The sequence below is a fragment of the Brevibacillus sp. 1238 genome, from assembly GCF_029892995.1.
GTDB classification, from domain to species: domain Bacteria; phylum Bacillota; class Bacilli; order Brevibacillales; family Brevibacillaceae; genus Brevibacillus; species Brevibacillus parabrevis.
Genome location: NZ_JARXWC010000005.1, coordinates 44,235 through 57,346, shown reverse-complemented (window position 1 = coordinate 57,346; position 13,112 = coordinate 44,235). Strand labels below are relative to the sequence as shown.

Annotated in this window: 14 protein-coding genes; 12 read left to right on the top strand and 2 right to left on the bottom strand. The window is 49.2% G+C overall.

From position 1 onward, the window contains the following. Positions 1–5: 5 nt before the first annotated feature. The 3 genes from fliD to fliT are packed head-to-tail and all read left to right on the top strand — an operon-like array spanning position 6 to position 2,286. The gene (gene fliD / locus M2298_RS13860; RefSeq protein ID WP_173596420.1) at positions 6–1,523 is read left to right on the top strand and encodes a flagellar filament capping protein FliD; all 1,518 of its coding nucleotides are present in this window, start codon (positions 6–8) and stop codon (positions 1,521–1,523) included. A 15-nt stretch (positions 1,524–1,538) separates the two neighbouring features. After that, positions 1,539–1,916, top strand: a complete 378-nt coding sequence (fliS, locus tag M2298_RS13855; protein ID WP_173596421.1) for a flagellar export chaperone FliS — start codon at positions 1,539–1,541, stop codon at positions 1,914–1,916. A gap of 7 nt (positions 1,917–1,923) precedes the next feature. Then, positions 1,924–2,286, top strand: coding sequence for a flagellar protein FliT (gene fliT, locus M2298_RS13850; protein ID WP_254456801.1), 363 nt, complete (start codon positions 1,924–1,926; stop codon positions 2,284–2,286). Positions 2,287–2,324: 38 nt separating this feature from the next. Here fliT and M2298_RS13845 read toward each other — a convergent pair whose 3' ends face one another. Further along, positions 2,325–2,501: a putative motility protein gene (locus tag M2298_RS13845; RefSeq protein WP_173596422.1), complete on the bottom strand. Its 177-nt coding sequence runs from the start codon at positions 2,499–2,501 to the stop codon at positions 2,325–2,327. A 151-nt stretch (positions 2,502–2,652) separates the two neighbouring features. On the opposite strand from M2298_RS13845, the gene M2298_RS13840 reads away from it, so the two are divergent. The 5 genes from M2298_RS13840 (at position 2,653) to M2298_RS13820 (ending at position 6,489) form a co-directional block, all read left to right on the top strand. Next, positions 2,653–3,462, top strand: coding sequence for a motility protein A (locus M2298_RS13840; protein ID WP_122966083.1), 810 nt, complete (start codon positions 2,653–2,655; stop codon positions 3,460–3,462). Continuing rightward, entirely contained in the window at positions 3,455–4,258 is an 804-nt protein-coding gene (locus M2298_RS13835; RefSeq protein ID WP_217022141.1) for an OmpA family protein, read from the top strand. The genes M2298_RS13840 and M2298_RS13835 overlap by 8 nt, the downstream gene beginning before the upstream one ends. A 377-nt stretch (positions 4,259–4,635) precedes the next feature. Continuing rightward, positions 4,636–5,439: a basic amino acid ABC transporter substrate-binding protein gene (locus tag M2298_RS13830; protein ID WP_063229276.1), complete on the top strand. Its 804-nt coding sequence runs from the start codon at positions 4,636–4,638 to the stop codon at positions 5,437–5,439. An 87-nt stretch (positions 5,440–5,526) separates the two neighbouring features. Continuing rightward, positions 5,527–6,201: an amino acid ABC transporter permease gene (locus tag M2298_RS13825; RefSeq protein ID WP_173596424.1), complete on the top strand. Its 675-nt coding sequence runs from the start codon at positions 5,527–5,529 to the stop codon at positions 6,199–6,201. Between the two features lie 90 nt (positions 6,202–6,291). Then, positions 6,292–6,489, top strand: a complete 198-nt coding sequence (locus M2298_RS13820) for a cold shock domain-containing protein (protein ID WP_063229318.1) — start codon at positions 6,292–6,294, stop codon at positions 6,487–6,489. 73 nt (positions 6,490–6,562) lie between these two features. On the opposite strand, the gene M2298_RS13815 is transcribed toward M2298_RS13820, so the two are convergent. Beyond that, positions 6,563–7,615 carry an HD-GYP domain-containing protein gene (locus tag M2298_RS13815; protein ID WP_280648632.1) on the bottom strand — a complete coding sequence of 351 codons (1,053 nt, stop codon included), beginning with the start codon at positions 7,613–7,615 and terminating at the stop codon, positions 6,563–6,565. Positions 7,616–7,823: 208 nt separating this feature from the next. On the opposite strand from M2298_RS13815, the gene hpf reads away from it, so the two are divergent. The 4 genes from hpf to prfB all read left to right on the top strand — a co-directional run bounded on the left by hpf (position 7,824) and on the right by prfB (position 13,104). Further along, complete coding sequence (gene hpf / locus M2298_RS13810; protein WP_122966087.1) at positions 7,824–8,378, top strand: ribosome hibernation-promoting factor, HPF/YfiA family; 555 nt, start codon at positions 7,824–7,826, stop codon at positions 8,376–8,378. Positions 8,379–8,576: 198 nt separating this feature from the next. Beyond that, positions 8,577–11,096 carry a preprotein translocase subunit SecA gene (gene secA / locus M2298_RS13805; protein WP_122966088.1) on the top strand — a complete coding sequence of 840 codons (2,520 nt, stop codon included), beginning with the start codon at positions 8,577–8,579 and terminating at the stop codon, positions 11,094–11,096. A 320-nt stretch (positions 11,097–11,416) separates the two neighbouring features. Continuing rightward, entirely contained in the window at positions 11,417–11,866 is a 450-nt protein-coding gene (locus tag M2298_RS13800) for a hypothetical protein (protein ID WP_063229281.1), read from the top strand. A 124-nt stretch (positions 11,867–11,990) separates the two neighbouring features. After that, positions 11,991–13,104, top strand: a protein-coding gene (gene prfB / locus M2298_RS13795; protein WP_122966089.1) for a peptide chain release factor 2 whose coding sequence is annotated in 2 segments (ribosomal slippage) — positions 11,991–12,071 and positions 12,073–13,104 — 1,113 coding nt in all. Because the reading frame shifts where the segments join, the coding sequence is not laid out codon by codon here. Positions 13,105–13,112 lie beyond the last annotated feature (8 nt).

Below are 13,112 nucleotides of genomic sequence, written 5' to 3'. Positions count from 1 at the left end.
TAAAGATGGGTATTCGAATTAGTGGTATGGCTTCTGGAATGGACACGGAGAAAATTATCAAGGATCTGATGAAAGCACAGCGTGAACCTGTTAATCGCTTGCAGCGGAACAAGTATAGCACTGAGTGGAAACGCGACGCTTACCGGGATATGAACAGTATTCTGGTTGACTTGCAAAACACGATTAAGGGTCTTCGCATGGCGAGTAGTTTTAACAAAAAGATAGCTGCTTCAGAGAACGAAAGCATTGCCTCTGCCAAAGTGGTAGGCAAGCCTTCCTTGTCATCTTACACTGTTGAGGTTACCAAGTTGGCGAAAGCAGGGACTCCACCTACTGCTGAGTTCAATACCTCGGTGACTGATTCAAAGGCTGCTGTTGGGGGATCCGATTTTACTTTTACCATTAGCAAGGATACGAACGGTGATGGTAGCATTAATGGATCGGACGCTACAGGAGTGACAATTTCAGTTGCAGGAGCCAATGATTCTTTAGAGGCGATTGTGAACAAAATTAACAGTGCAAATGCTGGTGTAAAAGCTAGTGTATTTAACAATAAGTTAGTAATGACCTCAGAGGACGGAAAAACATTCCAGGTACAGGCTTCTGCCAGCAACAACTTAGATATCGATACCGCTGTTAAGACTTCCACTGCCGGAACAGCAGGAGAAGAGGCAAAATTTAAAATTAACGGGGTAGAATATACCTCACCTACAAACACGATTTCTTTTGACGGTATGGAGATCACGTTAAAACAGGCAAGCGCAGGTGGTCCAGTAGTCGTTAGCACCAAGACTGACGAAGATGCCGTTTACAACATGGTAAAAGATTTTGTCGATAAATATAATGCGGTCATTGAAACGATCAACAAGAAAATCTCTGAACCGAAAAATAAAGGCTACCAACCGTTGCTTGACGAAGAAAAAGAAGAACTCCCGGAAAAAACCGCAGAGAAACTGGAGGCTATGGCCAAGAGCGGAATTTTGTTAAGGGATCCTATTCTGTCGAGCGGATTGAACGAACTGCGCCGCGCCATAAGCACGCCTTTGCAAGCAACAGGTATCAATAAAGCATTCGATACTCTTTCCGAAATTGGAATTACAGGTGCTCCTAGCGGTAAAAATGCCTATTTGGAAAATGGTAAGCTATACCTCGACGAGACTAAACTTCGTGAAGCGATTCGAAATAATGGCGATGATGTTCTGAAGCTTTTCACCAATTATAGCGATGAGAAAACCGATCTCGGAAAGAAATACAATGAAAGTGGCGTAGCAGAACGTCTGTATAGTCAATTGAATCAAGTCATGGACAAAATTACGAAAGAAGCTGGTGCAGCAGGCACAATCGCGGATAATAGCGTTTTGAGCAAGAAAATCCAGCAAACAGATGATGATATTTCTCGCTGGGAAGATCGGCTGAAAGTTATCGAAGATCGTTACTGGAAACAATTTTCAGCAATGGAAAAAGCGATGTCCCAAGCCCAATCTCAAGGCTCTTGGTTCGCCCAAATGCTAGGCAAGAGCTAAAAAGGAGTGATGCAGATGTTGCAGAACGCTGCTCAGACATACCAATCCAATCAGGTAACGACCGCTACTCCTGCAGATTTGACATTGATGTTATACAACGGTGCGCTTAAGTTCATTAAACAAGCCAAAAATGCCATCGAAGAAAAAAATGTAACCAAGGCTCATGAGGCCTCTCTGAAAGTGCAAAACATCTTGTATGAGCTTATGTCCACCTTGAACAACGATTATTCTATTTCCAAAGAATTTGTCAAACTTTACGAGTATATGCTCCAACGTACTATTCAAGCAAACATGCGCAAAGATATAGCGATTCTAAGTGAAGTAGAAGAATTGTTTGTTCAATTCCGTGATACGTGGAAAGAAGCCATGCAATTGGCCAAGAAACAAGGATAAGGTGCACATGATGGACGAGATGATGGCTACTCTCTTGGAAAGCTTGCATGAAGCGACACAACGTCTGGAGCAAGCTGTGGCAGTAAAGGAGTCGAATCCGGATGATTGGCTGGCAATTTTGGATGAGCGTGAAGAGTTAATCCATCAAATGCAGGAGAGATTCAGTGCTGGATCAGTGCTGACAGAAGCTCAACGCGTTCAATTGACTCAAATCTATGAAGTAAATCAACGGCTGATTCCTTTGATAGAAGGTTGTAAACAAGGCGTACAACAACAGTTAAACAACCTCCACCGCAGCAAGCTCGCCATGAATTCTTACAACGAGGCAGGTCCAAACGGTTACGGGGCTTTTTTCGATCGAAAAAAATAAAAAAAGGCCGGGTAACCGGCCTTTTTCTTTTCCGAATCTTATACGCGAATATCGATGGCTTTCCCAAGAGTAGGATGACTTGCCTGAGCCACTTGAACGTTGTTCTGGGTCTGGGCCAATCCCTCCAGCATGATAGAAGCTTGTGCTTGCATCGTCTCTTGTACTTGTTTGGTTACACTAATGCTAACTGCTTGTTGCAGTTGGATAGCATTCACAGATGGTCACCTCTTTTCAAAAATTTCCTTACCTTTTAATTATCGACATTTTTTAACGTTACTTTCATTACAATCATTTGTCTGTCTTTTGAGCATTCTCTATCTGCTATAATTTAAAGTGATCTGTTTTAAAACTAGGAAGGTGACACCATTGTCCACAAAACGCCGCTCACTCGTCTTGATCGGAGCCGTCCTCCTCATTTTCATACACGCGGTTTACTTGAACGGCAACCTCGGTGATTTGCTGAACGTGACCGCGATTGAACTGGTCGCGCTCTCCGTGGTTGTGTCGTACGCGATCAAGCGCAAGCATCTTGATGTAAAAAAAATCGTCCGCCTTTTGATTCACGGCAGGGACAGCAACGTAGAGGAAACGATCAAGCGCTTCTACTATTACGCGCTCGTTCAAAAAGAACAGGGATATATCGCGCTCGAACGCGAGCTGCACCAGGAGAAAGATTCGTTCGTGCAGCGCGGCAGCCTGCTGGCGGTAGAGGGTGTGCCAGAAGAAGAGCTGCGAATGATTCTGGAAAACGAGCTGAAGGGCGAGCAGTATCGCTATCAGCAGGCAGCTGGCTTCTTCCGGCTGATCAGTTTGCTGGCGCCAGGGATGGGGCTGGTAGGGACGCTGCTCGGGATGACAGGGGTATTGAAGTCGCTCGAAGACATGGCGCTCACTGGGCACAGTCTGAGCGCAGCGGTGGTCGCCACGCTCTATGGCGCGCTCCTTGCGAATTTGTTCGCTCTGCCGTGTTACTACCGGATGATGGACTTGTATGACCGGGAAATGTTTGAAAAACGGCTCTACATCGAAGGCTGTGTTGGATTGCAGCGGATGGAGACGCCGCGCCTGTTGTTTGAGAAGCTCAATTCGTTTTTGCCTGGCGACCAGAAGCTGGTGCTCGTCAAGGAGCCTGGCAGCATGAAGGGCACGATTGAAAGGCAGGATCGCTATGCATGACGATCGGTTGTACGACGAGAAGGAGCTGGAGAAAAGCTGGCTGATCAGCTACAGTGACTTGATTACGCTGTTGTTTGTCATCGTGATCATCATCGCAGCGACGCAGTTGACCAGGATTCAGACCGAGCGCGAGGCTGCCAAAAAGGAGCAGGTGGAGCACGAGGCCAATCTTAAGCAGGTGCATCAAAGCCTTGATCTGTTGAATTTGCAAAAGCTCGAGCTGGAGCGCGAGATTCATCAGCTGGAGGGGCAAAAGAAGGTGCTCACAGGCACGATTGACGAGAAAGGCTCGCAGGAGCAAGAAATGGCGAATTTGCCTAAGTTGCCTGCTGGCATGCCAGACTCGGGTGAACGCGATATGGAGACGGTGCACAACCAGCTCTCCTCTGCTCTGGCGGAACTGAATCTGGACTATGAGGAGACCGAAGAGGGATTGCGTATCCGGCTTCCGGAGAAAATTTTGTTCGGCAGCGGCTCTGCTGATCTTCAGGAGCAGGGGAAAGAGGTCGTAGGCACCGTAGCCCAGGTGTTGCAGCGCTATGAGCACAAAGTGCGGATTGAGGGCTACACGGACGATGTGCCGATCTCGCGCAGTTCATTCAAATCCAACTGGGAGCTGTCCTCTGCCCGCGCCATTGCAGTAATGCGGGAAATGGTTGATGCATATTCCTTGCCGGCATCGCGCTTTACGGTCGCGGGATTGGGAGAATACAAGCCGCTCGTGGATAATTCCAACGATGAGAACCGCGCGCGCAACCGGCGAGTGGAGATTATTATTTTGGCGGAAAAAGAATAATTCGTATTTTTCTGATAAATTAATGTTTTTAGGCAGGATTTTTATATACAGGATAGAAGTATATCCGGTGTATACGAATCCTGTTTTTTCTTGTGAAAAACGTCTCGGCGGTTTTCATGAAAGCGGATATGTCGCTTTGCGGCCAACCAAACGGTCTTGACCATTTGTTGCCAGCTCCGGTTCTATCTCTCCTATCGCTTCCGTAACCATAGTACCAGGGCCGCAGAACAAGCAGGAAAATAGTTATACCCAGCTTGTGCACAACGCTATGTGGATAATGTGGATAACTTTGTGGAGAACGCAAAAAACACACGATTTCCATGTGGACAGTGCTGGGGAAAAGTATGCTATACAGAGAGAAACAAGGGGGATTTCGAATGGGTTTCGGGAAAAAGTGGTTCAAGTCTCTTGTGCTGGTAGCAGGTGTGGGGCTTTTGGTCTCTGCCTGTGGTTCGGGAGGCCAGCAGTCTTCGGGAAGCGGTACGAGCGGTGGCGGTTCCCAGGACAAAGTATACGTGGTCGGAACGGATGCGGCTTACCCGCCATTCCAAATGCTTGAGGCTGACAAGATCAGCGGGCATGACATCGATGTGATGAATGCGATTGCGGAAGCGGGAGGATTCAAGATCGAGTGGAAAAACACAGGCTGGGACCCGCTGTTTGACGGCCTGGACAAAGGCACGGTGGACATCGGGATATCGTCCATCACGATCACGGACAAGCGCAAGGAGAAATACGACTTCTCGGATTCTTACTTCGAGGCGAATCAATTGATTTTGGTCGCAGAAGACTCCCCTGTCAGCAAGCTGGCTGATCTGAAAGGCAAAAAGATCGGGGTACAAGCTGCCACTACAGGGGAAGAGGTGGTCAAAAAGGCGTTTGGCGATACGTATGAAGGCTTGAAAGGCTATGACGACATGCCTTCGTCTGTGGACGACTTCTTCAATGGCCGTGTCGATGCAGTTGTAGGTGATAATGGCGTACTGCAATATTACGTAAATAAAATCAAAGACAAGAAATTCAAACTGATCAAGGACGACTCTTTTGAAAAAGAATTTTACGGCATCATGGTCAAAAAAGGAAACACAGACGCTCTGAACAAAATCAACGACGGTCTGAAGAAAATCAAGGAAAATGGCAAGCTCCAAGAAATTTATACCCAGTATTTCGGCAGCAAGTAGTCAGCGATAACAAGCCGGGTGCGCCGCGAGGACGCGCCCGGTGTTTGTGAACTCCAGTGCTGACACACAGGAAGGGAGGACTTGCCATTGGACTGGAGCGTCATCTATGAGTACAGGGAACTGTTTATCCGCGGCATTATCAATACGATTTTACTGACGGCAGTAGCTACCGTTTGCGGGACTTTCCTCGGGCTGTTTATCAGCTTGGGTAAAATGTCGGCCAACCGCTTTTGGCGGTGGACATGCTCTATTTATGTAGAGTTGTTTCGGGGAACGCCGATGCTGGTGCAAATTTTGCTAATCCACTTCGCCGTCATTCCGTCGATATGGGCGGTGTTTTTTCCGGGAGAGAACAGTCCTGAAGCGATTTATTCCGGTTTTGTAGCGTTGTCGCTCAATGCTGCTGCGTACATCGCCGAGATTTTTCGGGCGGGGATTCAATCGATCGATCCAGGGCAGATGGAAGCGGCGCGCTCGCTGGGGATGACAAAGGGGCTGGCGATGCGCCTGATTGTATTGCCACAGGCGTTTACGCGCATGCTGCCGGCGATCGGGAACGAATTTATTGCCCTTTTGAAGGATTCGTCCCTCTGTGCGGTAATTGCGACCCCAGAGTTGAACTACGCCGCCATGAACGTGGCGAAGAGCACATTTGAGCGTTACCCTCCTTACTTGACGGAGGCAGCCGTCTATCTGGTGCTAACACTGTTTTTGTCACGGGTCGTCGTGCGCGGCTTGGAGAAAAAATATTCTACGAGATAGAAGAATGCGTTTCCTCGAATTGGGGAGACTATGGTTGTACACAAAGGATCTTTATCCAAATTTTTACAAAAGAAAGGGTTGTGCTGTTTCATGCAAGGCAAAGTTAAATGGTTTAACGCAGAAAAAGGATTCGGTTTTATCGAGCGGGAAAATGGCGATGATGTATTCGTCCACTTCTCGGCCATTCAAACGGATGGATTTCGCACACTGGAAGAAGGACAAGCTGTGGAATTTGATATCGTGGAGGGCGACCGCGGGCCACAGGCAGCGAACGTCGTCAAACTGTAAAACATATCGATGACAGCAAATCCCCCTGGCCGCGCTACCGGCTCAGGGGGATTTTTAGTAAGGCAGCTGTAGTTCAGCTGATCATTCTCGTAATGAATAGCTCCCGATAATCGCGCAAATCCACAAATTCGTCTCCTCTGCGAACGAGTGGACGCATGGGTTCATCCGTATGAATCATGATGATTTCGACGTGGTCGCCATTGTTGAGCAAAGCCTGGGAGCCGACATACAGCAAAATGATGTACTGGATAAAGCGGGAGACGATCAGCGGATTCAACTTGCCCTGGCATGCCAGTTCCCACAGGACGTTGGCAGCCTGAAAAGGAGAGGTGCCGCGACGATAGACGCGATCCGTACATATGGCATCAAAAACGTCTGCCACGCTGATGATCTGGCACTCAAAGGGGATGTCTTTCTTTTTGCGGCCGAGTGGATAGCCGCTGCCATCGAGACGCTCGTGGTGCATCAAGGCGCATCTGGCAATCCATTCGTCAGCGTCTTCCATCGACATGAGCAGCTCATTGCCGTAGATGGTGTGGCGTTTCATGATCTCATACTCTTCATCGGTCAAGCGGTCTGGCTTGGCTAAAATCTCATCCGGGATCATCATTTTCCCGACGTCGTGCAAAAGACCTGCTTGTCCCAGGCGATAGATTTCCTCCTGGGGTCGTCCTAAAATTTTTCCTATCAGGGCAGCCACGATTCCTACATGAAGAGAATGGCGGTACGTGTAGTCTTCCGTCCCTTCTTTGATGTAGATGAACCGAAGAAAGCCCATTTGCTGGAGAACCTGATCCAGCAGCGGATAAAACGTGCTGTTGAACTGCTGCAAGGGAGGAACAGAACCTGTAGCGATCTGTTTGAATAAATGCTCGGTTTGCTTGACTGCTGCAATGTACTCACGGGCAGCCTGTGCCTCGTTCCAATGCAGCATGGGCAACGGCACCTCAGGAGTTTCCTGTTCAGAAGCGACATGCACCGACTGGATTTGATGCGCTTCCAAAAGGCGAATGTCACTCATGTGAAGGACAGCTCCGGCGGGCAAAAGAAGCAGGCCGTACTCATTGTAGACGTCTTGCGCGAGCGTTGTGCCAATAATGGAATGAGAAGGTTTCACCTCTGCCATGAGGATTCCTCCAGTGCGATGACGACCGCGATATATAGGATAGAGTGATTACCCTTCTATTATAGCATAGGGCATCTAGTAAGTATTGGTAAAATTCTGTCGACTGTTGCCGGATTGTAAAATTTTCACTAAGATTTTTTTGAGATTGGAGCAGGATTATTTACAGGGGTGCCGAATATCTATATATAGACGGAAGGAGGTTGGAACCATGAAATTTAACATTCGTGGAGAAAACATTCAAGTCACCGCAGCACTGAGAGAGTATGTGGAAAAGAAAGTCGGCCGTCTCGAAAAATATTTCGAAACAACGCCTGCCGATGTACAAGTTACCATGCATGTACATCGCGGAGAAGGCACGATCGAGGTAACTATCCCGCTTGCCGGGGTCATTATCCGAGCAGAAGAAACACACGAGGATATGTATGCCGCTATTGATCTGGTGGCAGAAAAGCTCGAGCGTCAAGTTCGCAAGCACAAAACGAAATTGATGCGCAAGCTGCGAGTTGATTCCGCTGCGAAAGTAGGCCAGCGCGACAGTCAATCCGTAGCTGTGATAATACCAGATGTCGATGAGGAAGATGTTGATATCGATATTGTCAGAACAAAACGTTTCGACTTAAAACCGATGGATGCGCAGGAAGCCGTCATGCAGATGGATATGCTGGGACACAGCTTCTTCGTTTTCCAAAATAGCGACACCAACGATGTCAGCGTGGTGTACCGCCGCAACGACGGGCGCTATGGATTAATTGAACCGAAATAACGAAACTTTACACCTTGTTACTCGTATAAGACTAGGGAGTTGCTTTTGGCAACTCCCTTTACTTGTGTATATGAGCTTCTATTTGTTAAAATAGCTTTTTAGAAAGTCTTATTTTCGTAGAATCGATCTTATTTTATTTCAGGCTTAGGCCAAATCATACGATATGTTTGTTCGGAAGCATATGGAAGGGGTGTCCTCATGTTAGGACTCGTTAAAAAGATATTTGGCGACAGCAACGAACGTGAAGTAAAAAAAATGTTCAAGCGCGTGGAAGCAATCAATGCGCTGGAATCAACTGTATCTGCGCTTTCCGATGACCAGCTGCGAGAAAAAACAGCGGAATTTAAAGCGAGACTTGCTCAGGGAGAGCCGCTCGACAAAATTTTGAATGAAGCATTTGCTGTTGTCCGCGAAGCGTCCAAGCGGGTTTTGGGCATGCGTCACTTCGATGTTCAGCTGATTGGTGGTATGGTGCTGCAAGAAGGCCGTATCTCCGAGATGAAAACCGGTGAGGGGAAAACATTGGTTGCCACCCTGGCAACGTACCTCAATGCTTTGCTCGGCAAAGGCGTTCACGTCGTAACTGTGAACGAATACTTGGCAGAGCGCGACTCGCGGATCATGGGTCAGCTCTACAACTTCCTGGGGCTGACAGTCGGTCTGAACAAAAACGGACTGAGCCCGGAAGAAAAGCGGGAAGCTTACGCTTGTGATATTACGTACGGTACGAACAACGAGTTCGGTTTTGACTATTTGCGGGACAACATGGTTCTGTACAAAGAACAGATGGTGCAACGTCCGCTCTTTTTTGCCATCATTGACGAGGTGGACAGCATCCTGATCGACGAGGCGCGTACTCCGTTGATTATTTCCGGATCGGCCAACAAATCGACTGAGCTGTACTACATCTGCTCGCATTTTGTGAAGCGACTGGAGCCGGAAAAAGACTTTACCATTGATGAAAAGCTGAAAATCGTCAACCTCACGGACGAAGGGGTAGGCAAGGTTGAGCAAGCTTTCAATATCGACAACCTGTACGACACGGCGCACATCACGTTGAACCACCATATTACCGCAGCGCTGAAAGCACAAGTGCTGTTCAAGCTTGACGTGGACTATGTGGTGCAGGAAGGCGAGGTTGTAATCGTCGACGAGTTCACAGGACGTCTGATGGTCGGCCGCCGCTACAGCGATGGCTTGCACCAGGCGATCGAAGCCAAGGAAGGGCTGCGCGTGCAAAGCGAGAGCATGACACTCGCGACGATTACGCTGCAAAACTACTTCCGTATGTACGAGAAGCTGGCAGGTATGACGGGTACGGCCAAAACCGAGGAAGAAGAGTTCAAAAAGATTTACGGCCTCGATGTCGTGGTCATTCCGACGAACAAGCCAGTCATTCGTCAAGACATGCCTGACCTGGTGTTCAAGACAGAAGCAGCCAAGTATCGTGCGGTTGTAAACGATATCGTCGAGCGTCATAAAAAAGGCCAGCCGATTCTCGTTGGTACGATTTCCATCGAGAACTCTGAGCGCCTGTCGCATATGTTGAAGCAAAAAGGCGTTCCGCACAGCGTATTGAATGCGAAGCACCATGAGCGCGAGGCGGAAATCGTCGCTCGTGCCGGTCAGTACGGGGCAGTGACGATTGCTACCAACATGGCCGGTCGCGGTACCGACATCCAGTTGGGTGAAGGCGTAGCGGACTTGGGCGGTCTGCACATCATCGGTACAGAGCGCCACGAGAGCCGCCGGATCGACAACCAGCTGCGCGGACGTGCCGGACGTCAAGGGGACCCGGGTTCTTCCCAGTTCTTCCTGTCGATGCAGGATGAGCTGATGCGTCGCTTTGGCGCGGACAACATCATGAACATGATGGATCGCTTGGGCATGGAAGAAGACATGCCGATCGAGAGCCGTCTGGTGACTCGCGCGGTTGAATCCGCCCAGAAACGTGTCGAAGGCTCTAACTTCGATGCACGTAAAGGCGTACTCCAGTACGACGACGTGATGAACCAGCAGCGTCTCGTTGTTTACAAGCAGCGCAAAGACATCCTGGAGCAAGCTAACTTGAGCGATGTCGCGTTGAATATGATCTACAGCGTGCTGGAGCGTGCCGTCGAACAGCATTGTCCAAAAGAAGAGGTTCCAGAGGATTGGGATCTGCAAGCATTGGCAGATGCGGCGAACAACGGCTTCCTGCACGAAGAGAACATTACCGTTTCCATGCTGAAAGGCAAAGAAGCAGAAGAAATTCTCGAGCTTTTGAAAGCCGAAGTCAACAAACAGTACAAAGAGCGCGAAGCTCAAATCGGCGAGATGATGCGCGAGTTCGAAAAAGTGGTCATTCTGCGCGCTGTCGACAGCAAGTGGATGGATCATATCGATGCGATGGATCAGCTGCGCCAAGGGATTCACCTGCGCGCCTATGCGCAAAACGATCCGTTGCGCGAATACCAGTTTGAAGGCTACGAGATGTATCAAGCCATGCTTGCTTCCGTACAGGAAGAGGTGGCAATGTACATCATGAAGGCTGAAGTGAGCCAAAACCTGGAGCGCCAGGACGTCATCCGCGGCCAAGGCATTGATCCAAGCCAGCTGCAAACTTCCGGCCCTTCGGAAAATCCGGAAGCGGAAGAGTCCAACGATGCGGACCCGAAAAACCGCGCACAGCGCCGTGCTCAGGAACAGGAACGCCGCCGTCAAAACAAAAAACAGTAGGTCAATCGAGCACTCCTCTTTGCAGCCGCATTTTGCTGCGAGAGGGGTGCTTTTTTCATTTCTTTGCTCAAAAGAAGTGGCATCTCGACACAATGAGAGCATGTAGTTGCCAAAAAGCTCGAACAAGCCGAATTTGCAAATTGTTTCCTGACGCATAGACACTATTCGTCCTGATCTTTTCCTCGCCGCCTGTTATGGTCGGTCTATTTGTCTAACACTGGTAAAAGTCATCGAACGATTCAGGTGGAAATGTTCGGAAAAATCAATAGAATCATAAGTACAACACTTTTACCAAATACACGGGGACGGGGGAATGGGACATGAAAGCGACAGTCAACGTGATGGGCATACAGACGAAAAACATGATGGAGAGAATTGGGGTTACACTCAAAGCGGTATTGAAAACAGCGGGAGAACATAAAAAAGTCAAATGGATCGCGAAGGAAGAGCGCGGGGAGGAGCCGGCCGTCTTTACCGCAGAAGACCCTGTCTTCTATGAAGAACGGCTGACAGCAGAGATCCCCGAGCCGAACTGGACGCAAGGAGTGCTCATTCCGCCAAAAGGCATGCTGGATCAACGCCAGCGAAGTCCGGTGGCTGCGGGGCAGAGAAAACGCAGAGTAGAACGAAGCAAACAAATGATACGCAAACGAGCGGTACAGGTGCGCAAGGATCATCTCTCATTGGTGGTGGCGCCGCAGGCGGATAATAAACAACCACATGAAATCCGAGACTTGAGATCCTCGCCATCACCGCCGATGGCCACATAGCAGAGCACACGCCAGACAAAAGGCGAATCACACTTTTTACGCACGGCAGGTTGCCAGGTTTGCGGATCTAGCGAATTACGTTACAATAAACTTAGCTTACGTAAAGAGAAGGTGACTCGCAAAAATGGCATTGATCGATATTGCGGACATCAAACAAGAGATGTCCAGTATGGCTAAGCGTTTAGCGGATATCAGGGGGTCTCTTTGACCTCCCTGTAAAGGAAGAGCGGATCGGCGAATTGGAAGAGCGCATGCTTGCTCCAGACTTCTGGGACGACAACGAGGCTGCGCAAAAAACAATCAGCGAGCTGAACGCCATCAAAAGTCTTGTCGAGACGATGGGCAAGCTGGATTCCCAATACGAAGACCTCCAGTTGATGCTGGAACTCGTCATCGAAGAAGGCGAAACTTCCCTCATCCAGGATTTGTACGACAGTACCCAGGAGCTGAGAAAGTCGTTTGAAAGCTTTGAGCTGGAGCTGCTTTTAAGCGATCAATACGACAAAAACAACGCGATCCTGGAGCTGCATCCTGGTGCCGGGGGAACGGAGTCGCAAGATTGGGCATCCATGCTCTTGCGAATGTATACACGTTGGGGGGATGCCAAAGGCTTTAAGGTCGAGACACTCGACTATCTGCCAGGGGATGAAGCAGGTGTCAAAAGCGTTACCCTCCTGATCAAAGGGTACAACGCTTATGGATATTTGAAATCGGAAAAAGGCGTGCACCGTCTCGTGCGCATTTCCCCATTCGATGCCTCCGGGCGTCGCCATACATCATTTGTTTCCTGCAACGTTCTCCCGGAAATCGAGGACGACAATGCAGTCGACATCCGCACGGAAGACCTCAAGATCGACACCTATCGTTCCAGTGGTGCGGGTGGTCAGCACATCAACACGACTGACTCCGCTGTCCGGATTACCCACTTGCCGTCAGGCATTGTGGTTACGTGCCAAACCGAGCGCTCACAAATCAAAAACAGGGAGCGGGCGATGAAAATGCTGACGGCTCGCCTGTTTGAAAAAAAGAGGGAGGAGCAGGAAAAGACGCTGGCTGCGATTCAGGGCGAGCAGAAGGATATCGCCTGGGGAAGCCAGATTCGTTCCTACGTTTTCCATCCGTACAGCTTGGTAAAAGACCACCGGACGAACATGGAGGTAGGAAACGTTCAGGCTGTCATGGACGGCGAGATCGACGCTTTTATCGACGCGTATCTGCGCGCGCAGATCAATCGATAGAGAGTCGC

What these genes read in the sequence shown, in the direction of transcription:
- fliD (WP_173596420.1), top strand. Translation starts at nt 6, where the DNA reads ATGGGTATTCGAATTAGTGGTATGGCTTCTGGAATGGACACGGAGAAA.
- fliS (WP_173596421.1), top strand. Translation starts at nt 1,539, where the DNA reads ATGTTGCAGAACGCTGCTCAGACATACCAATCCAATCAGGTAACGACC.
- fliT (WP_254456801.1), top strand. Translation starts at nt 1,924, where the DNA reads ATGATGGACGAGATGATGGCTACTCTCTTGGAAAGCTTGCATGAAGCG.
- M2298_RS13835 (WP_217022141.1), top strand. Translation starts at nt 3,455, where the DNA reads ATGCATGACGATCGGTTGTACGACGAGAAGGAGCTGGAGAAAAGCTGG.
- M2298_RS13830 (WP_063229276.1), top strand. Translation starts at nt 4,636, where the DNA reads ATGGGTTTCGGGAAAAAGTGGTTCAAGTCTCTTGTGCTGGTAGCAGGT.
- M2298_RS13820 (WP_063229318.1), top strand. Translation starts at nt 6,292, where the DNA reads ATGCAAGGCAAAGTTAAATGGTTTAACGCAGAAAAAGGATTCGGTTTT.
- M2298_RS13815 (WP_280648632.1), bottom strand. Translation starts at nt 7,615, where the DNA reads ATGGCAGAGGTGAAACCTTCTCATTCCATTATTGGCACAACGCTCGCG.
- hpf (WP_122966087.1), top strand. Translation starts at nt 7,824, where the DNA reads ATGAAATTTAACATTCGTGGAGAAAACATTCAAGTCACCGCAGCACTG.
- secA (WP_122966088.1), top strand. Translation starts at nt 8,577, where the DNA reads ATGTTAGGACTCGTTAAAAAGATATTTGGCGACAGCAACGAACGTGAA.
- M2298_RS13800 (WP_063229281.1), top strand. Translation starts at nt 11,417, where the DNA reads ATGAAAGCGACAGTCAACGTGATGGGCATACAGACGAAAAACATGATG.